This window comes from Arthrobacter sp. 05L421 (assembly GCF_056397785.1).
In genome coordinates, this window is record NZ_JBFTOC010000011.1 from 143,140 (window position 1) to 163,097 (window position 19,958).

The 19,958-nt window shown below is 67.5% G+C and carries 17 protein-coding genes and 1 tRNA gene; 17 read left to right on the forward strand and 1 reads right to left on the reverse strand.

Features of this window, described 5'->3' with window-relative positions; all coding sequences use genetic code 11:
• Nucleotides 1–146: 146 nt before the first annotated feature.
• The 13 genes from AC1DKQ_RS14200 (at nt 147) to AC1DKQ_RS14260 (ending at nt 15,148) form a co-directional block, all read left to right on the forward strand.
• On the forward strand, nt 147–1,595 hold the full coding sequence (locus tag AC1DKQ_RS14200) for an arabinose isomerase (protein WP_476919336.1): 1,449 nt from the start codon (nt 147–149) through the stop codon (nt 1,593–1,595).
• The gene (locus AC1DKQ_RS14205) at nt 1,592–1,975 is read left to right on the forward strand and encodes an L-rhamnose mutarotase (protein WP_476919337.1); all 384 of its coding nucleotides are present in this window, start codon (nt 1,592–1,594) and stop codon (nt 1,973–1,975) included. Before AC1DKQ_RS14200 ends, AC1DKQ_RS14205 begins: the two co-directional genes overlap by 4 nt.
• A complete protein-coding gene (gene rhaI / locus AC1DKQ_RS14210) occupies nt 1,972–3,138 on the forward strand; it encodes an L-rhamnose isomerase (protein ID WP_476919338.1) in 1,167 nt (388 codons plus the stop codon). Before AC1DKQ_RS14205 ends, rhaI begins: the two co-directional genes overlap by 4 nt.
• 6 nt (nt 3,139–3,144) lie before the next feature.
• The gene (locus AC1DKQ_RS14215; protein WP_476919339.1) at nt 3,145–5,196 is read left to right on the forward strand and encodes a bifunctional aldolase/short-chain dehydrogenase; all 2,052 of its coding nucleotides are present in this window, start codon (nt 3,145–3,147) and stop codon (nt 5,194–5,196) included.
• On the forward strand, nt 5,193–6,746 hold the full coding sequence (locus AC1DKQ_RS14220) for a rhamnulokinase (protein WP_476919340.1): 1,554 nt from the start codon (nt 5,193–5,195) through the stop codon (nt 6,744–6,746). Before AC1DKQ_RS14215 ends, AC1DKQ_RS14220 begins: the two co-directional genes overlap by 4 nt.
• Nucleotides 6,743–7,546 carry a (Fe-S)-binding protein gene (locus AC1DKQ_RS14225; RefSeq protein ID WP_476919341.1) on the forward strand — a complete coding sequence of 268 codons (804 nt, stop codon included), beginning with the start codon at nt 6,743–6,745 and terminating at the stop codon, nt 7,544–7,546. The genes AC1DKQ_RS14220 and AC1DKQ_RS14225 overlap by 4 nt, the downstream gene beginning before the upstream one ends.
• Entirely contained in the window at nt 7,543–9,108 is a 1,566-nt protein-coding gene (locus tag AC1DKQ_RS14230; protein WP_476919342.1) for a LutB/LldF family L-lactate oxidation iron-sulfur protein, read from the forward strand. The genes AC1DKQ_RS14225 and AC1DKQ_RS14230 overlap by 4 nt, the downstream gene beginning before the upstream one ends.
• Entirely contained in the window at nt 9,105–9,746 is a 642-nt protein-coding gene (locus AC1DKQ_RS14235) for a LutC/YkgG family protein (RefSeq protein ID WP_476884288.1), read from the forward strand. The genes AC1DKQ_RS14230 and AC1DKQ_RS14235 overlap by 4 nt, the downstream gene beginning before the upstream one ends.
• A gap of 148 nt (nt 9,747–9,894) precedes the next feature.
• Entirely contained in the window at nt 9,895–10,161 is a 267-nt protein-coding gene (locus AC1DKQ_RS14240; protein ID WP_476884287.1) for a hypothetical protein, read from the forward strand.
• A gap of 364 nt (nt 10,162–10,525) precedes the next feature.
• The gene (locus AC1DKQ_RS14245) at nt 10,526–10,810 is read left to right on the forward strand and encodes a hypothetical protein (protein ID WP_476884286.1); all 285 of its coding nucleotides are present in this window, start codon (nt 10,526–10,528) and stop codon (nt 10,808–10,810) included.
• Between the two features lie 1,290 nt (nt 10,811–12,100).
• Nucleotides 12,101–13,462, forward strand: coding sequence for a hemolysin family protein (locus tag AC1DKQ_RS14250; protein WP_476884285.1), 1,362 nt, complete (start codon nt 12,101–12,103; stop codon nt 13,460–13,462).
• Nucleotides 13,455–14,495 (forward strand): hemolysin family protein, encoded by a 1,041-nt coding sequence (locus tag AC1DKQ_RS14255; protein ID WP_476884284.1) that lies wholly within the window; start codon nt 13,455–13,457, stop codon nt 14,493–14,495. Before AC1DKQ_RS14250 ends, AC1DKQ_RS14255 begins: the two co-directional genes overlap by 8 nt.
• Nucleotides 14,496–14,677: 182 nt before the next feature.
• Complete coding sequence (locus tag AC1DKQ_RS14260; protein ID WP_476919343.1) at nt 14,678–15,148, forward strand: hypothetical protein; 471 nt, start codon at nt 14,678–14,680, stop codon at nt 15,146–15,148.
• Between the two features lie 611 nt (nt 15,149–15,759).
• Here AC1DKQ_RS14260 and AC1DKQ_RS14265 read toward each other — a convergent pair.
• Nucleotides 15,760–15,849, reverse strand: a tRNA-Ser gene (locus AC1DKQ_RS14265).
• Nucleotides 15,850–15,976: 127 nt separating this feature from the next.
• On the opposite strand from AC1DKQ_RS14265, the gene AC1DKQ_RS14270 reads away from it, so the two are divergent.
• From AC1DKQ_RS14270 to AC1DKQ_RS14285, 4 genes are read left to right on the forward strand one after another with little or no spacing between them, the layout of a single operon-like run.
• Nucleotides 15,977–17,038 carry a zinc-dependent alcohol dehydrogenase gene (locus tag AC1DKQ_RS14270; RefSeq protein WP_476919344.1) on the forward strand — a complete coding sequence of 354 codons (1,062 nt, stop codon included), beginning with the start codon at nt 15,977–15,979 and terminating at the stop codon, nt 17,036–17,038.
• Nucleotides 17,039–17,041: 3 nt separating this feature from the next.
• On the forward strand, nt 17,042–17,440 hold the full coding sequence (locus AC1DKQ_RS14275; protein WP_476884281.1) for a 6-pyruvoyl trahydropterin synthase family protein: 399 nt from the start codon (nt 17,042–17,044) through the stop codon (nt 17,438–17,440).
• Between the two features lie 9 nt (nt 17,441–17,449).
• Entirely contained in the window at nt 17,450–18,592 is a 1,143-nt protein-coding gene (locus AC1DKQ_RS14280; protein WP_476919345.1) for a glycosyltransferase family 4 protein, read from the forward strand.
• Between the two features lie 48 nt (nt 18,593–18,640).
• Nucleotides 18,641–19,951, forward strand: a complete 1,311-nt coding sequence (locus AC1DKQ_RS14285; RefSeq protein WP_476919346.1) for a DNA glycosylase AlkZ-like family protein — start codon at nt 18,641–18,643, stop codon at nt 19,949–19,951.
• Nucleotides 19,952–19,958: the final 7 nt, after the last annotated feature.

Here is a 19,958-nt window from a genome sequence, read left to right on the forward strand (position 1 = left end):
CCCGCCCGGCACCTTGTCCCCTCCTCTGACCATTTCCACTTCACCGGTGCCACGGCACCGGGCACACGGCGCTTTCCCCACAGCCGTGCCCGGAAACCAGGCACCAGAGCCCCAGGTTCTCTTTTCCACGCCGGAAGGCCCTTTAAATGAACCAGAAACAACCGGCCGACCGGCTGCTGCACCCGCACCGGCGCCGCCCCACCCGCATCGGGCTGGTCTCCGGCGGGCTGGGCGCCTACTGGCCCCAGTTCCCGGAACTGCTGCCGCAGCTGCGGGACTCCGTCCGCTACGTCACCGACCGCTTCCAGGGGCTCGACGCCGAAGTCGTCGACACCGGATTCATCTCCGACGCGCAGGAAGCCTCGGCGGCCGGAGAAAAGCTGCGGGTCGCCGACTGCGACCTCATCGTTATCTTCCTCACCACGTACCTGACGTCCTCCATGGTCCTTCCCATCGCCCAACGGGCCAAAACCCCCGTCCTGGTGATCGACCTGCAGCCGACCGAAGCGATGGACCACGCCAACTTTGACACCGGCAAATGGCTGGCCTACTGCGGCCAGTGCCCCGTGCCGGAGGTCGCCAACGTCTTCCGCCGGGCCGGCATCGACTTCCGCTCAGTCTCCGGGCACCTCAAGCACGAGTCCGCCTGGGAGCGGATCACGCAGTGGGTCCACGCCGCCGGCGTCCGCGCCCGGCTCCGCCATGCCCGGCACGGGCTGATGGGCCACCTCTATCCGGGCATGCTCGACGTCGCCACGGACCTCACCACCGTCTCGACCACCTTCGGCTCCCATGTCGAGGTGCTGGAATTCGATGACCTCCGCGAACGGGTCAACGCCGTGACGGACGCGGAGGTCTCCGAACGGCTTGGGCTGGCCCGCGAACTTTTCGTTGTTGATGACTCCGTGAACGACGACGACTTTGCCTGGGGCGCGAAGGTGTCGGTGGGCCTGGACCGCCTCGTGGAGGACTTTGACCTCGACTCCGTGGCCTACTACCACCGCGGACTGGCCGGGGAACAGCACGAACGGCTGGGCGCCGGGATGATCCTGGGCTCGTCCATCCTGACAGCCAGGGGAATTCCGATGGCCGGCGAATTCGAGCTGCGGACCTCCATTGCCATGCTGGCCGCCCAGGCGATCGGCGCTGGGGGCTCCTTCACCGAGATCCAGGCCCTGAACTTCCTCGACAACGTGGTCGAAATGGGGCACGACGGTCCGGCCCACCTGGCCGTGTCCGCCCAGGACCCGCTCCTGCGCGGACTCGGCATCTACCACGGCAAACGCGGCTGGGGCGTCTCGGTCGAATTCGATGTGCGCCACGGCCCTGTCACCACCTTCGGCCTCGGCCAGGACCCGGACGGAAGCTACGTCTTCGTCACCTCCGAAGGCCAAGTGGTCCCCGGCCCGCTCCTGCAGATCGGCAACACGACCTCCCGGGTGGACTTCGGCGGTGACCCCGGGCTCTGGGTGGACCGGTGGAGCCAGACCGGAATCGGACACCACTGGGCCCTGTGCGTCGGCCACCGGGCAGCGGATATCAAGGCCGCCGCGTCCCTGTTGGGCATCGAACACCGCCACGTGGTGCTCTCATGAGCACGCAACGCGTCTGCTTCCAGCTCCAGGTCAGGCCCGGGCTGATCGATGAATACACCCGCCGGCACGCCGCCGTGTGGCCGGAGATGCTCCGGGCCCTCAAGGCCTCCGGTTGGAACAACTACTCACTCTTCCTCCGGCCCGACGGGCTCCTGATCGGCTACTTCGAAACGGACAGCCTGACCGGAGCCCAGGCCCGGATGGCAGCCATGGACGTCAACGCCCGCTGGCAGGCCGAGATGGCCGGCTTCTTCGACGATCTCGCCGGAGCACCGGACCAGGGCTTCCTCCAGCTCACCGAAATTTTCAATCTCGAGGACCAGTTGTCCGCGGCCAACGCCTCCGGGGACAACCACCAACCGCAGAAGGAACAATCATGAACACCACAGAAACGGCCCTGGGCCGCCTCGCGGAACTCGCCATCGAGGTCCCGTCCTGGGCCTACGGCAACTCCGGCACCCGCTTCAAGGTGTTCGGCACACCCGGCACCCCGCGCACCATCCAGGAGAAGCTGGCCGACGCCGCCAAGGTCCACGAACTCACCGGCCTGGCGCCCACGGTTGCCCTGCACATTCCGTGGGACAAGGTGGATGACTACGCGGCACTGAAAGAGTACGCCGCGGGCCTGGGTGTGGGCCTGGGCACGGTGAATTCCAATACCTTCCAGGATGACGAGTACAAGTTCGGCTCGCTGACCTCCCTGAATCCCGCGGTCCGCCGTCGGGCCATCGATCACCACCTGGAGTGCTTGGAGATCATGCACGCCACGGGCTCGCAGGACCTGAAGATCTGGCTCGCGGACGGCACCAACTACCCGGGCCAGGACGACATGCGCTGCCGGCAGGACCGCCTCGCCGAATCCCTGCAGGAAATCTACGCCGCCCTGGGTGACGAGCAGCGCCTGGTGCTGGAATATAAGTTCTTCGAGCCGGCTTTTTACCACACGGACGTTCCGGACTGGGGCACCTCCTACGCCCAGACCCTGGCCCTGGGCGAGAAGGCCTTCGTCTGCCTCGACACCGGCCACCACGCCCCGGGCACCAACATCGAATTCATCGTCATGCAGCTGCTGCGCCTGGGCAAGCTGGGATCCTTTGACTTCAACTCCCGGTTCTACGCGGACGATGACCTGATCGTCGGCGCGGCCGATCCGTTCCAGCTCTTCCGCATCATGCACGAGGTCATCCGCGGCGGCGGCTTCGGCAAAGAGTCCGGCGTCGCCCTGATGCTGGACCAGTGCCACAACCTGGAGGAAAAGATCCCGGGCCAGATCCGCTCCGTGCTCAACGTCCAGGAAATGACGGCCCGCGCCCTACTCATCGACACCGATGCGCTGGCTGAGGCCCAGCGCGGCGGCGACGTCCTGGCCGCCAACGGCATCTTCAACGATGCCTTCTACACCGATGTCCGTCCGGCGCTGGCGCAGTGGCGTGAATCCCGCGGCCTTCCCGCGGACCCGCTGGCCGCCTTCAAGGCCAGCGGCTACCAGAAGAAGATCAACGAGGACCGCGTCGGCGGCCAGCAAGCCGGATGGGGAGCATAAGCAGGCATGAACATGCAGAACACAGCCAACAAGACTATTGAAGAACTGATTGCCCGTTCCAACCGCCTCGGCGCGGACAAGCGGAACACCAACTTCGCCGGCGGCAACACCTCCGCCAAGGGCACCGAAAAGGACCCCGTCACGGGCGAGGACGTCGAACTTCTGTGGGTCAAGGGATCCGGCGGGGACCTCGGCACGCTGAAGGCCGAGGGCCTTGCCGTGCTGCGGCTGGACCGGCTGCAGGCACTGAAAAACGTGTACCCCGGCGTCGAGCGTGAAGACGACATGGTGGCCGCGTTCGATTACTGCCTGCACGGTAAGGGCGGCGCCGCGCCGTCGATCGACACCGCCATGCACGGGCTGGTCGACGCCGCGCACGTGGACCACCTGCACCCGGACTCCGGCATCGCCATCGCCACGGCCGCCGACGGCGAGGCACTCACCAAGGAGATCTTCGGCGAGAAGGTGGCGTGGGTGCCGTGGCGTCGCCCCGGGTTCCAGCTGGGCCTGGACATCGCCGCGATCAAGGACGCGAACCCGCACGCAGTCGGCACCATCCTCGGCGGCCACGGCATCACCGCCTGGGGCGCCACCAGCGACGAAGCCGAGGCCAACTCGCTGTGGATCATCGAACAGGCCGAGCAGTACATCAAAGACCACGGCAGGAACGAACCGTTCGGGCCCAAGCTGCCCGGCTACGCCGCCCTCCCGGAGGCCGAGCGCCGCGCCAAGGCCGCCGCCCTGGCGCCCGTGATCCGCGGACTCGCCTCCACGGACAAGCCGCAGCTGGGACACTTCAGCGACGCCCCGGCCGTCCTGGACTTCCTCGAAGCCGCAGAGCACCCGCGGCTCGGGGCCCTGGGCACGTCCTGCCCGGACCACTTCCTGCGCACCAAGGTCAAGCCTCTGGTCCTGGACCTGCCCGCCGACGCCCCGGTGGAGGACGTCGTGGCCCGGCTCAAGGAACTCCACGCCGCCTACCGCGAGGACTACCAGGGGTATTACAGCCGCCACGCGACCCCGGACAGCCCCGCCCTGCGTGGCGCGGACCCGGCGATCGTCCTGGTGCCCGGGGTGGGCATGTTCTCCTTCGGGGCGAACAAGCAGACCGCACGGGTGGCGGGGGAGTTCTACCTCAACGCCATCAACGTCATGCGCGGGGCCGAGGCCGTCTCCACCTACGCCCCGATCGAGGAATCCGAGAAGTTCCGGATCGAATACTGGGCCCTGGAAGAGGCCAAGCTGGCCCGGATGCCCAAGCCCAAATCCCACGTCGGCCGGATCGCCCTGGTGACCGGGGCGGCGTCGGGCATCGGCAAGGCGATCGCCACCCGCTTCGCCGCCGACGGCGCGTGCGTGGTCATCGCGGACCTGAACCTCGAAAACGCCCAGGCCGTGGCCGCGGAACTCGGCGGCCCCGACGTCGCCATCGGTGTCCAGGCCGACGTCACCGACGAAGCCCAGATCGCCGCGGCCATCCAGGAAGCAGTTCTGGCCTTCGGCGGCCTGGACCTGGTGGTCAACAACGCCGGGCTCTCCATCTCCAAGCCGCTCCTGGAAACCACCGAAAAGGACTGGGACCTGCAGCACAACGTCATGGCCAAGGGCTCATTCCTGGTGGCCAAGGCGGCGGCGCAGGTGATGATCGGCCAGGAGATGGGCGGCGACATCATCTACATCTCCTCCAAGAACTCCGTGTTCGCCGGCCCGAACAACATCGCCTACTCCGCCACCAAGGCAGACCAGGCCCACCAGGTCCGGCTCCTCGCCGCGGAACTGGGCGAGTACGGGATCCGGGTCAACGGCATCAACCCCGACGGCGTGGTCCGGGGCTCCGGGATCTTCGCCGGCGGCTGGGGCGCCAAGCGCGCCGCCGTCTACGGCGTACAGGAAGAGGAACTGGGCAAGTACTACGCCCAGCGCACCCTGCTCAAGCGCGAAGTCCTCCCCGAAAACGTGGCCAACGCCGCCGCCGTGCTCACCGGCAGCGAGCTCTCCCACACCACCGGGCTGCACATCCCCGTGGACGCCGGCGTGGCCGCGGCCTTCCTGCGATGAGCACTCCTGCAGTAAGCACGGTGTCAACCACGGACGTCGACGGCGGCCTGTTCGCCGGCAGCCTTTTTGTCGCAATCGACATTGGCGCCTCCTCCGGCCGCGTCATCCTGGGCCGGGTCGCGGGCAGTCCCGGTGGGACGAGGGCAGAACTGGAGACCACGCACCGCTTCCCCAACGGCGTCAGAGAGTTCGACGGCGGCCTCCGCTGGGACTTCGACGCGCTGTTCGCCGAGGTCCTCACCGGGCTCGCGGCTGCCGCCACGGCGGCCGCGGCCCGCGGCGAGGGCATCGCCAGCATCGGGATTGATACCTGGGCCGTCGATTACGGGCTGGTCAACGGCGCCGGCGAACTCGTCGCGGCACCGTTCAGCTACCGCGACGACCGGTCCCGGGGCGCCGTCGCCCGGGTCCACCGGGAACTGGACCCGGCCCGTCTGTACGCCACTACGGGGCTGCAGTTCCTGCCGTTCAACACGATCTACCAGCTCGCCAGCGAGCCCGGCCTGGACGGGCTGCAGGCACTGCTCATCCCGGACCTCATCGGATTCCTGCTGACCGGCCGGCGCCGCACCGAGGCCACCAACGCCTCCACCACCGGACTCTTCGACGCCGTCGCGGGGGAGTGGGCCACGGAGTTCCTGGCCGCGCTGGGCCTGCCCGGGAACCTGTTCCCGCCGCTGATCCAGCCCGGCGAGATCCTCGGCCCCCTGCTGCCGGGGATCGCGGAACGGACCGGCCTGCCCGCCGCCACGAAGGTGGTGGCCGTGGGCTCGCACGACACCGCATCCGCCGTCGCCGCCGTGCCCGCGGACGCCGGAGGTGAAAAGGAGAAATTCGCCTACGTCTCCTCGGGCACCTGGTCCCTGGTCGGCGTCGAACTCTCCCATCCGGTTCTGACCGAAGCCAGCCGGGCCGCGAACTTCACCAACGAACGCGGCGTGGACGGCACCATCCGCTACTTGCGCAACGTCGGCGGCCTCTGGCTGCTGAGCGAATGCCAGCGCACCTGGGCTGCCGAGGGCTACCGGCCCGGGCTCGAGGAACTCCTCGCCGCGGCCGCAACTCTTCCTCCCGGTGGTCCGGTCATCAACGCCGACGACCCCTCCTTCATCGCCCCGGACAACATGCCCCAACGCATCCGGGCCGCTGCCCGCAACACCGTGACGGTCCTGCCGGAGCATCCCGCGCACATCGTGCGGTGCATCCTGGACAGCCTCGCCGCCGGTTACGCCCGGACCATCGCCGACGCCGAACGGCTCGCGGACGTGCACGCCGGCGTCGTGCACATTGTTGGCGGCGGGTCCCAGAACCGGCTCCTGTGCCAGCTCACCGCCGACGCCACCGGAAAAACCGTCGTGGCCGGACCCGTGGAAGCCACCGCGCTGGGCAACGTCCTGGTCCAGGCCCGCGCCGCCGGCGTGCTCCGCGGCGGCCTGGCCGAGCTGCGCGCCGTGGTCCGCGCCTCCCAGCAGCCGGTGGACTATGTGCCCTCCCCTGTGGCCGCACACCAGAGCGCCGCCCGGTCCGTTTCCAGTGGGGGTGCCCTGTGAGGATCGCGCTCTTCGCCACGTGCATCGTGGACGCCATGTACCCAGCCACGGCGCGCGCCACGGTGTCCATCCTCGAACGCCTCGGCCACGAGGTCATCTTCCCCGCCGGGCAGGCGTGCTGCGGGCAGATGCACGTCAACAGCGGCTACTTTACGGAAGCGCTGCCCGTCGTCGCCAACCATGTGAAGGCGTTCGAGGAAGATGAGTACGACGTCGCCGTCGCGCCGTCCGGTTCCTGCGTCGCCTCCGTGAAGCACCAGCACCCCATGGTCGCCCGCCGCTGCGGGGACGCCGGGCTGGAAGCCCGGGCAGCCGCCGTCGGGCACAAAACCTATGAGCTCGCCCAGCTTTTGGTCGATGTCCTGGGCGTCACGGACGCCGCGGCGCAGCTGGGCTCCTACTTCCCGCACCGGATCACCTACCACCCGAGCTGCCACGGGATGCGGCTGCTCCGGCTCGGCGACCGGCAGCTGGACCTCCTGCGCTCGGTGGCAGGCATTGAGGTGGCCGAGCTGCCTGAGGCCGAGCAGTGCTGCGGATTCGGCGGCACGTTCTCGATGAAGAACGCGGATGTGTCCTCGGCGATGCTCGCGGACAAGACCGCCAACATCTGCGGAACCGGCGCGGAGCTGTGCGCAGGCGGCGACGCGTCCTGCCTCCTGCATATCGGCGGCGGTTTGTCCCGGCAGGGCAGCGGCGTCACCACGATGCACTTCGCCGAGATCCTGGCCAGCACGCTCGAGCATCCCGCCGCCGTCACCGGCGACGTCCGCCTCACCACCGGAAGGACCGCACGATGAGCGGCACATTCCTGGGGATGCCGTCCCTGCCCGTCTTCGGCATCGGCAACCTGCACGAGCACGAGCCCTTCCCGAAAGCTGCGCACCGCGAGCTGGGCAACACCCAGCTGCGGGCAAACCTCGGCCACGCCACCCGGACCATCCGGGACAAGCGGCTGGCCGTGGTGTCCGAGCTCCCCGACTGGGAGGAGCTGCGCAAGGCCGGCCGGGCGATCAAGGAATCGGTCATGGCCCGGCTGCCGGAGCTGCTGGAGCAGTTCGAGGCCAACTTCACTGCCCGCGGCGGCACCATCCACTGGGCGCGCGACGCCGGCGAAGCCAACCGGATTGTCGCCGGCCTCATCCGGGACCAGGGCGCCGACGAGGTGGTCAAGGTCAAGTCCATGGCCACCCAGGAAATCGGCCTCAACGAGTACCTCGAAGAGCAGGGGATCGCGGCGTTCGAAACCGACCTCGCCGAGCTCATCGTCCAGCTGGACCACGACAAGCCCAGCCACATCCTGGTCCCGGCGATCCACAAGAACCGCAGCCAGGTCCGGGACATCTTCCTGCGCGAAATGGCGGGCGTGGATCCGGAGCTGACCGACGAGCCGGCCCGGCTCGCCGCGGCCGCCCGGGCCCACCTGCGCCGCAAGTTCCTCAGCGCCAAGGTGGCCGTGTCCGGCGCGAACTTCGCCCTCGCGGACTCCGGCACGCTCGCCGTCGTCGAATCCGAAGGCAACGGGCGCATGTGCCTGACCCTCCCGGAAACCCTCATCACCGTGATGGGCGTGGAGAAGCTGCTGCCGGCGTGGGAGGACCTCGAGGTGTTCATGCAGCTGCTCCCGCGCTCCTCCACCGGGGAGCGGATGAACCCATACACCTCGCTCTGGACCGGCGTCACACCCGACGACGGGCCGCAGAACGTCCACCTGGTCCTGCTGGACAACGGGCGCAGCGCCGCCCTGGCCGACGAAATGGGCCGCTCCGCACTGCACTGCATCCGCTGCAGCGCCTGCATGAACGTCTGCCCCGTCTATGAGCGCACCGGCGGGCACGCCTACGGATCCACCTACCCGGGACCGATCGGCGCCATCCTGTCCCCGCTGCTGACCGGAATCACGGCGGAGGAGAACAACTCCCTGCCGTACGCGTCATCCCTGTGCGGCGCCTGCTACGACGCCTGCCCGGTGAAGATCAACATCCCGGACATCCTGGTGCACCTGCGCGGCGAGGACGTGGACAGCAAACGGGGCAAGAACAAGTTGCCGAGCCAGATGGACCTCGGCATGAAGGCGGCCTCCTGGGCGCTGTCCTCCGGCAAGAACCTCGGACTGGTCGAGAAGGCGCTGCCCCTGGGCCGGCTCGCCGCCGGACCGGACCGGAAAATCACCAAACTGCCCGGCATCGCCGCCGGCTGGACCCAGAGCCGGGACATCCCGGCACCGCCGTCGCAGTCCTTCCGGCAATGGTGGGACAAGGAACACCAGGCGCCGGCTGCCCCGGCGGCCGCAAACGAGACCGGCGACGCCGGTTTTGGCGACGCCGGCACAGGACCCGCAGGCACAGAGGAGAACCCGTGAACGCACGCGCAGAAATACTCGACCGGATCCGCTCTGCACTCCGGGATGCTCCGGCGGTACCGGAGGTTCCCCGCGACTACCGGCGCACCTCCACCCTGGGCGAGGAGGAGCTCATCGAGCTGTTGACGGACCGGCTCCTGGACTACAAGGCGAACGTCTTCGTCGAGGAATCGGCCGCCGTTCCGCAGCGGCTCGCCACGCTGCTCGAGAGCACCGGCCGCTACGCCGTCCCGCACGGCCTCGACAAGGCGCTGTTCGCGGGGGCAGACGCCCACGACGCCGGTTCCAGCCGCCGCGTCACCGACGCCCCCGGGCACCGGCTCAGTGTCGAGGAACTGGACGGGGTGGACGCCGTCGTCACCGGCAGCGCCGTCGCAGTCGCCGAAACCGGCACCATCGTCCTCGACGCCGGCCCGGACCAGGGCCGCCGGGTCATCAGCCTCGTCCCGGACCGGCACATCTGCATCGTCCGGGCGGGGGACATCACGGCCATCTTGCCCGAGGCGCTCCGCCGGCTCGACGCCACCCGCGCCCAGACCTGGATCAGCGGCCCCAGCGCCACCAGCGACATCGAGCTCGAACGCGTCGAAGGCGTCCACGGCCCCCGGACCCTGGATGTGGTGATCGTCCGCGGGTAGGCCAGAGGACGGGCCCTGCTTCCCTTGGAGAGAAGGGGAAGCAGGGCCTTCTTGCTTGGCAGTGACCGGTTCGGGGAAAAGGGCCGCTAGCCCCGATCACTCAGTGGATACACATGGTCTTCTCAGCGGCGAGTTGAACCATGGAACCATGCACTTAGTCGATCCCAAAGCCTACGCATATCGCCTGATACACCCGGGCGCTTGGTTCCGCACGGCGATCTGCCGGCACTTGGTCGCTCAAAGCCAGCAGCCCAAGCACTCCCGACTCGACTGTCTCGAAGCCGGCCTCACGGGAACACTGAGCACGGCGTATTCACGACGCAGAGCCAAGGAACTGGAACAGGCCTTCCGTAACGGTGAAGTGTCCTACGAGGACGCGTGCCTGGAGATGGAGCAACTCGACGGGGAGCCTTGATCGGCCCGGTGCTGATGCCGGCTGCGGGCAGTTCAGGGCGAATTCAGGCCCTCCGTTCGCCCTGAACTGCCCGATAGCCGCGGAACTGCGCATACGTGGATGTCTGGATGTGGGGCCCTGGACGCTTCGGGGTCATAAACCTGGCGCTCCTTTGTCTTCTCTATCTTTGATGCTTTTGGGTTCCCGTGTTCATGGACGGTTCACACTTTCTGGGGAGGATCGCTGCCTCCTCTCCCTTCAGCCCGCCGAATCGCCCGTCCACGTGACGCCCTCGCTGCGACAGTCGAGACCGTCGAGTTGGTTCGTCTTGAAGCCGAGCATGGGCTGTACTCTTGCGGAGTCAATCGCGCTATTTGGGGGAAAAGTGGAGTTCAAACGTTCAGCCGGGATCTTCGTGGTCGGGATTTCTTTGTTCCTTGGGGGCCCGCTTCTGAGCTATGCCGGGATCTTCATGGCCTTGTCTGCTTCGAGGAACGACAGAGGCTTGATTGCTGTGTTTGTTAGTCTGTCGATTTTCGGGGCGCTGCTCGGCCTGCTGGGGTTCTTCATGCTGCTCGTGGCCACGCACCGCGCCCTAACCAAGATCGATGCGCTGCCCGTGCGCATACCGTCAGCACAGCGGCAGAGCTGGCCTGCGGACCGAGTCTGACAGCCAACTCACCGACCAGGTGCCCCTGCCTCGGCCTAGCTCTCCTTCTGTGGTGTTCTCAGCCTCAGCGATGCCCAGCCGGCGACGTGCGCTCTGGTGCTCGTCTTCGGCCTTCTGCGCCTTCGCGGAGATGGAGATGACGTCAGCGGGGTGGTTGCAATAGCCAAAACGGCTCCTTCTGGTGTTTTTGGGTGCAAAAAGCCCGCCATGAGCGGGCTGCAATTGGCTAAGTTGAAGGTGTGGAAAGCACGGGCAAGTGGGACGGCAACGGCGCCACGGTCAGTGGTTTGACCTTCGAGCCTTACGTAGCCGACTTCCGCAAACGTCTACCAGGTTCGAGCGCGAAGGGTCTTTCTTAGAGTCAGCGGTTGTTCTACCGTTGCGGCTATGAGGCTGCACGTGACCTACCAAGGTGGAGACAACGATAGTAAGTCTGAGCTTCGCGAATTATCGGAGTTCCCGATAGAACTTCCTGGGGGCAGGTACGACTTGATCTTCAGACACGCGAGCCAAGAACCCGAGCCGACCCGAGCCATAGCTGCGTGGGTAGAGGAAGCGCTGCCGACACGTCAGTAGCCCATCAATCGACGAATGGCGATGGCTTCAAGGGGACGCGTCGGAGGCGTAGGAGCTAATTTCGTTCCGCTTGGGGACTCCGAACGTTGCTTCCTTAACGATCTGGCCTTGAAGGGCGGCAGCGCTCATAGGTGCCGTGTCCTGCGAGGTCGCCTGCCTGGAGATGGAGCAACTTGACGGGGAGCCGTGATCGGCCCGCGCTGCTCATGCAGGCTGCGGGCAGTTCAGGGCAGATTCAGGCCCTCGATTCTCCCTGAACTGACCCATAGCCCCGGAGCGGCGACGTTACGCGGTCTTCGCCGCTTCGGGAGCTGCCGCTGTCGTAGGCGAGGGGGCCGTGATCATGGCTGCCGGGGCCGTAGCAGCCCCCGTCGCCGGGCTTTCGCCGCCGGCTGGTGCGTAGGTGAACGTGAAACTTCCTTCGGAGCTGGGCGTTGCCGCCAGGCTGCTGCCGGTTCCCGACCCTTCAACCGGTGGTGGAGGCATAGCGGCCGGCCTCCCCGGCGCGGGCGACATCTGCAGCATGACTACGCCGTGGCCGTGATGCGCTCCCCGCCAGGGAACTTTTCCGGCCGGCTCAGCCGGGGCTTCGGGATGGGCGTTTAGCAGCAACCGCTAGACTGGGCTGCACCATGGATGACCCTCCTTCACATATGCCCTCGCCCCTCCACCTTCTGACCGGATTGCCGGCCATCACGGGAGAGGGGCGCCCGAATGTATGAATGGATCATGATCGGCATCGGTCTCGTCCTCACCGTCGGCACCGGTTTGTTTGTTGCCTCCGAGTTCGCGCTCGTCAATCTGGACCGGAATGATCTGGAAGCACGGCAGGCCAAGGGCGAAAAGCGCCTCACGCCGACCATCAAGGCGCTGAAGATCACCTCGACGCATCTTTCCAGTGCCCAGCTCGGCATCACCCTAACGACCCTGTTGACCGGCTACACCTTCGAACCGGCCATCAGTTCGCTGCTGCGCTCACCGTTGCTCGCAGCGGGACTGCCTGAGACCGTGGTGCCCGGTGTCGGCGCTGTCGCGGGCATTTTCATCGCCACCGTGTTCTCGATGGTGATCGGTGAGCTGGTGCCGAAGAACTTCGCCCTGGCGCTTCCCCTGGCTACAGCGAAACTCGTCATCCCCTTCCAGGCAGCCTTCACCGCGGTGTTCAAACCCGTGATCCTGCTGTTTAACAACACCGCGAACAAGATCATCCGGTCATTCGGGATCGAGCCCAAGGAAGAGCTCTCCGGTGCCCGTAGCGCCGAGGAGCTCAGTTCGCTGGTCCGCCGTTCCGCCCTGGAAGGGGTGCTGGACCTGGACCACGCCGCCCTGCTGCACCGCACGCTGCGCTTCTCGGACCACAGCGCCGCCGATGTCATGACCCCCCGGGTCCGGATGACCACGGTCCATGCCGATGCCACGGCGGAGGACATCGTCCGGCTGGCGACGTCGACCGGTTACTCCCGGTTCCCCGTCATCGGACGGGACCCGGACGATGTTCTGGGGGTAGTTCACGTCAAGCAGGCGTTCGCCGTTTCCCTGGAAGAGAGAGCGGGCGTGACGGCGGACGGTCTCATGATCGAACCGCTGCGGGTACCTGAATCCATGGGCGTGGACACGCTGCTGGGGCTGTTGCGCAAGCAGGGGCTGCAGGTAGCCATCGTCACCGACGAGCACGGCGGAACCGCCGGGATCGTCACCCTTGAAGACCTGGTCGAAGAAATTGTTGGCGAGCTCGAGGATGAACACGACCGCGCCCGCGCCGGCGTGGTCCGGACCGGCCGCGCGATCACGTTTGATGCCTCGCTTCGCCCGGATGAACTTCTGGACCGCACGGGAATTGTTGTCCCGGACGGGGAAGAGTACGACACGATGGCCGGGTTCGTCACAGACCGGCTCGACCGCCTCCCGGAACTTGGCGATGAAGTTCCCATTCTCGGCGGGGACCTGCGGGTCGAGCGGATGGCCGGCAACCACGTCGAGCGGCTCCGCTTCACCCCGGATGCCACCGGGGAAGAGCCGAAGAGCGCCCACGACCGCATCGTTGACAACCTGACACAGGAGCTGACCCATGGGTGACTACCTCCCCGGCATCATCTGGCTGGTGGTGCTCCTGGCCGTCAACGCGTTCTTCGTCGGCGCCGAGTTCGCCGTGATCTCGGCCCGCCGTTCCCAGATCGAACCAAAGGCGGAGGCCGGCAGCAAGGCCGCGAAGACGACTCTCTGGGCGATGGAACACGCCACCCTCATGCTGGCCACCAGCCAGCTCGGCATTACCGTGTGTTCCCTGGTGATCCTGAATGTCTCCGAGCCGGCGATCCACCACCTGCTCGAGATTCCGCTGGGCCTGACCTCGCTGTCCGGCGAAGCGATTGGCATCATCGCCTTCGTCACCGCTCTCCTGCTGGTGACCTTCCTGCACGTCGTCCTGGGAGAGATGGTGCCGAAGAACATCTCCTTCTCGGTTCCCACCCGTGCCGCCCTCGTCCTGGCCCCGCCGCTGGTGACGGTCGCCCGGATCTTCAAGCCCGTCATCTGGACACTGAACGGCCTGGCGAACGCCACGCTGCGCCTGTTCAAAGTCGAGCCCAAGGACGAAGCCACCAGCGCCTACACCCTGGACGAGGTCGCCACCATCGTGGAGCAGTCCACCCGGGATGGCATGCTTACCGACAGGAGCGGGACCCTGACGGCGGCGTTCGAATTCACGGCGAAGACGGTGGCCGATGTCGAGGTCCCCATTGCCCGGATGGTCCTGTTGCCGGAATCGGCGGCCCCGGCGGATATCCAGCGGGCCGTGGCCGAGCACGGATACTCCCGCTACATCCTGACCAACGAGGACGCCGAACCAACCGGATACCTTCATCTGAAGGACGTCATGGACCTCACCACCGTCGAGAAGTTCCACCTGCCGGTGCCGGCCAAGCGGATCCGCCGGCTCGCCTCCGCGTTTCTCGGCAACGATTTGGAGGACGCCCTGGCCACCATGCGCCGCACCGGCGCGCACGTCGCCCGGGTCTTCAACGTCGACGGCAACACCACCGGTGTGCTGTTCCTCGAGGACATCATCGAAGAACTCGTCGGCGAAGTGCAGGACGCCACCAGCGTGTAGTACCCCTGGGGCGCCCGACCCGTTCCCACCGGCTGCCCAGTTTTTCCAAGGGCCATTCCGGAAGGATACAACGAAGCTGGACGTGCCCGGCCCCCAGGTCCGGGCACATCCCAGTCCAGTACCGGGCGCATGGCCTTTTCGGAGATGCCGTCAGGGAACAAGCGACAATGCAAGGGGGCGCTATGAATCGATCCGGGCCAACCCTGATCGGCGTCCTGCTGGTCTCGGGCACGCTCTTGGTCTCCTGCAGCCAGCCCGTGGCCGCGCCCCCATTGGTGGACCCGACAACTTCCCCGGAGCGGGCCGTAACGGAGACGGCGACACCCCCTCCGGAGTCCCCACCGTCCGTTGCCGACGGGGACCCCGCCGTGACGCAGCGGGTGAAAAATATCTGCCTGAAAGAGCTTCAGAACCAGGCCTCCGGTGCAACACCGGCACCCGGACAGCGGCGCCCGGTAAAAGTCACCCTGGTCAAAATCGCATTTTCCAGCGGGCTCAAACAGATCACGCTCGCGGATGGTGCAAGCGGTTACGAGCTCGGCATCGACTACACCTACAAGGTGGGACACAACGACTCGATGACCGGCCGGAAATACTGCAGGACGGACGCGGACGTCTCAACTGTAGACTGGCAATGGACCCCAAGCCCCTGAATTTCCGAGACCACGAACCTGCGTACCCAAACCTGATCTTCCCAATCCCCGGCCGCAGCAGCATCGGATGAGCGCACCCCGCAGCGACCCTTCAGGGCAGTGTGGCGGCGGGAGTGCGACGACGAAGGGTGCGGCTCCACAGGAGCCGCACCCATCGGCCCATGCAGCGGATGAAACAGTGGGTTGGTGGTGTTGGTCAGCGGTGATGTGCGCCCCCTTCCCGGACGTCGTGTCCGTTTGCCCTGCATTCGACACCGCAAGACTGTAATAAATGATCCGCGGATCGTCCAGCCGCCGCACCCTGGGGCCGCCTTCCGTGGAATGCGGCGTGGGGCGCCCTCATCCTAGGCGCCGACCGCGCCCCCCAAGGAGGGCCAGGCACTGGCGGACTTCTTCCCGCTCGACGTCACCTCCGAACAGCAATGCGCGGCAGTCGTCCAAGGCATCACAGGCCGGACATGAAGGATGACGTCGGGGCGGGAGCGCAAAGTTGTTGGCTCTCCGGAGGCGCCATAGTTAAGTTTTGCCAATCTTTTGCCAATGAGCCACCTATGGGCAAAGCAAAAGGCCCTGATTCCCTTTGTTTACAAGGGAAGCAGGGCCTTTCTCATTGGCGGTGACGGTGGGATTTGAACCCACGTTGGCTTTTACACCAAACAACATTTCGAGTGTTGCACCTTCGGCCGCTCGGACACGTCACCAACCTGACTAGGGTACCGGAGCAAGGCGCCCATCCACAAAACGAGCCACAACGGCTTCCGCACAGCACCGCGAACGCGCGCGGCACGCTTCCCCAGGAACAGAGTGGGCACTAGATTCGTAAGCACAATGACTACTTCTGAACGGCACGCCACCGCCTATTGGACCGTCGGCCCGCAACAGGGCGAGCTCCGCAGCGAGGACGTGCCCGCCCCCGGTCCCGGGGAGGCGATGGTCCGCACCCTGTATTCGGGCATCAGCAAGGGCACCGAGCTGGTGGTCCATCACGCCAGCGTCCCGGCGTGCGTCGCCGATGCCATGGCCGCCCCCAACCAGGAGGGGGACTTCCCCTACCCGGTGAAGTTCGGCTACCTCACCGTGGGCGTGGTCGAGGCCGGCCCGGACGGCTGGGCGGGCAAGACCGTTTTCTGCCTCTACCCGCACCAGGACCGCTTCGTCGTCCCAGTCGGATCACTTACCGTGATTCCCGACGACGTTCCCGCCCGCCGCGCGGTACTCACCGGCACGGTGGAAACCGCCGTCAACGGCATCTGGGAGGCCGGGCCGCGACTGGGCGACAGGGTTGCCGTGATCGGGGCCGGACTCGTCGGCGGCATGGTGGCCAAGCTCCTGGCCGGTTTTCCGCTCGCGCGGCTCCAGCTGATCGACGTCGACCCCGCCAAGCGCGCGTTCGCGGACGCCCTAGGCGTCGACTTCAGCCACCCCGACGACGCGCTCCCGGACTGCGACATCGTGATCCACTGCTCGGCCTCGCAGGAAGGCCTGCAGCGGAGCCTGCAGTTGGTGGGCGATGACGGCGACATCATCGAAATGTCCTGGTACGCCGACCGGGCGATCTCGCTGCCACTGGGGGAGGACTTCCATGCCCGCCGCCTGTCCATCCGGGCCAGCCAGGTGGGGATGGTGGCCCGCGCCCGCCGGCACCGCCGCACCAACGCCGACCGCCTCGCGCTGGCCGTGTCGCTGCTGCGGGACCCGGTCTTCGACGTGTTCCTGACCGGATCCTCAACGTTCGAGGAGCTCCCCGGCGCAGTCCAGCGGCTCGCGGACGGGACCCTGGACGCCCTGTGCCACGTCATTGAATACCCGTCCACCGGAGCCCCAGCCCCTGAAGCCCCATCCATCCAAGTCTCATCCGCCCAAGCCCAGCCCACCGAAGCCACGAGGTAGCCCGTGTTCAGTCTTACCGTCCGCCGAAACTTCATGATCGCCCACAGCCTTCCGCGCGAAGCCTTCGGCCCGGCCCAGGGCCTGCACGGGGCCACGTTCGTCACGGAGGTGACCTTCCGCCGTCGTGAGCTCAACGACGACGCGATCGTGCTGGACATCGGCGCGGCGGGGGACGTGCTGGACGAGGTCCTCGAGGGGCTGAACTACAAGAACCTCGACGAGCACCCCGACTTCGCCGGAAAGCTGAGCACCACCGAGGCCCTGGCACAGTACATCGCCAACGCCGTCGCCGCCCAGATCCGCGTCGGCAACGACGGCCGCGACCTTGCCGGGCTGGACGTCACCCTGCGCGAGACTCCCGATGCCTGGGCAAGCTTCTCGCTGGACTTCGACGCCCGCTAAGCACCGCAGATGCCCCCGGCCAGCGTTCGCCTCCGGTTCGTGGTGCCCGGCAACGTCCGGCACAACTCTGGCGGCAACGTCTACAACGCGGCGATCGCACGGGAACTGGGGGTCCTCGGCGCCGCGGTGGAAACCTGCCCGCTCGACGGCGACTGGCCAGGGGGCAGCGCGGGGGACCGGCGGCGCCTGGCCAGGCTGCTGCGCTCGGCGCCCTCCGTATCCTTGGTGGACAGCCTCCTCGCCTGCGGCGCGCCCGACGAACTGGAGGCGGCCGCCGCGGCGGGGCAGGAGGTCTGGATCCTGCTGCACATGCCACTCCCGGACCATGCGGAGCATGAACGCAGGGCCCTGCAGGCCGCGGCCGGTGTCATTTGCACCAGTGGCTCGGCCGCGGCGGGCATCCGCGCCCGGCACGGCCTGGCCGGCATCAGGGTTGCCCTGCCCGGTACTGCGCCCGCCCCGCTGGCGGCGGGAAGCCTGTCCGCCGGCGTACCGCACTTGGTCGCCGTGGCGGCGCTGCTGCCGAACAAGGACCAGTCGCTCCTGCTGGACGCGCTCGCCCGGCTCACGGACTTGCCCTGGACAGGGTCCCTGATCGGCTCGGACACCACCGACCCCGGTTATGCCGCGCAGCTCCGGGACTCCGTGGAACGGTTGGGCCTGGCCGGGCGGGTCCGCATCCCGGGCGAACTCCGTGGCCCGGCGCTGGAGGCCGAATGGGACGCCGCCGATCTCAGCCTGCTGATTTCCCGGGCCGAAACCTACGGACTGGTAGTCACCGAATCGCTTGCCCGCGGTGTTCCCGTGGTGGTGCGCGAGGGCACCGGAGCCGTCGAGGCGCTCGCCGCCGGCAGCCTGTCCGGCTTGCCGGTGCCGGGCAGCCGGCCTGGCACGCCGGTGCCTGACACGCCGCTGCCGGGCGCCGCCGTCGGACTTGGAACGGACCCCGCCCCGTTGTCGGATCTGCTCCGCCGCTGGCTGGGCGACGCTGGACTCAGGAAACGCTGGCGGGACGCGGCAGCGGACGCCCGGGACCGGTTGCCCGGCTGGGACGCCACCGCCCGTACAGTTCTGGAGCTCCTCACTGGAATCGAGCGAATCGACGGAACCTCCCGAAACCGGCGAATCCGGGAAACCGGCGGCGCAGGTTGATACGGCTTCGTGATACCGCTGACAGAGAAGCTGTTGGAGAATGAGCCCATGAGCACCCACCCTGTCGCCTCCCAATCGCCGTCGGTAGAAGAGCCCGTCAACCTGCCGGAGCCGCAGAGCCTGACCCCGGAGCGGCTCCGGGCGTGGGCCTGGCACCGGCAGGGCCTGGACGGCTCGCTGGCCGGATGCACGTCGGAGCAGGTTCTCGCCCGGGCAGGCTGGGCCCGGTCCGTGGGCGGCGCCAACCCCTACCTCACGCTCTTCGCCCGGGCGGGCATCCGCCGCGAACAGGTGGACACCGACGTCCTGGCCCACCGGATTCTCGAACTGCCCGTCGCCCGCGGCTGCACCTACGTCCTGGGCCGGGAAGACTTCGCCTGGGCGCTGAAGCTGGGCAAGGACGCCGCCGAGGCCATCCGGGTGCTCGGTCGGCTGGGCGTGGAACGAGGCGAAATCACGCTCCTGGAGGAGCAGGTGCTGCACGTGCTCGCCGAGGCGGAGGGGCCGATGGATCCGCGGCAGCTCAAGGAAGAACTGGGCGACTCGATCCGGAACCTCGGCGAGGAAGGCAAGAAGAAGGGCGCCACCACCACGCTGCCCACCGCCCTGGGGATCCTGCAGTCGCAGGGCAAGATCCGCCGCGTCCCGGCCAACGGCCGCCTGGACCAGCAGCGCTACGCCTACGAGCCCTGGGGCCTGGCGCCCAGCGGCCTGGACGATGACGCCGCGCGCACCGAGCTGATCCGCCGCTACCTGGGCTGGACCGGCGGAGCAACTCTCAAGCAATCACAGTGGTTCACAGGGTTCACGGTGGCGCAAAGCAAGACGGCGCTCGCCGCCGTCGGTGCCGTCGAGGTGCCCACCGCGCCGGCCCCGTCACAGGCCGAGACCGGGGGCGACCCGCTGTGGATGCTGCCCGCGGACGTCGGCCGCCTCGCCGCATTCGAGGAGCCGGCGGGGGAACAGATCCAGCTGCTGGCCGGAACAGACTCCCTGTTCCTGCTGCGCCGCAACGCGGCGGACCTGCTCGCGGAGGAAGACCGGCACAAACAGGCGCTGGGATCGCTCGCGCTGCAGGCGGATCTCCCGGACCACCCCATCCTGGACCGCGGCCGGATCATCGGGCTCTGGCAGTACGAACCGGCCAAGGAGAGGATCGTGCCCTGGCTGTTCCAAGGCCCCACCCCCGCCGTAACGCAGCGGATCGCCGAGGTGGAAGCCTGGATCCTCGAGGACCTCGGTGATTTCCGCGCCTTCAGCCTGGACTCTCCGGCCTCCCGGCAGAAGCGCATCGACGCGCTCGCGGCATCTGCAGGAGCCTCCACGGCAGGGTCACCGACCGCCGGTACGGCCGGCTAGCCGGAAC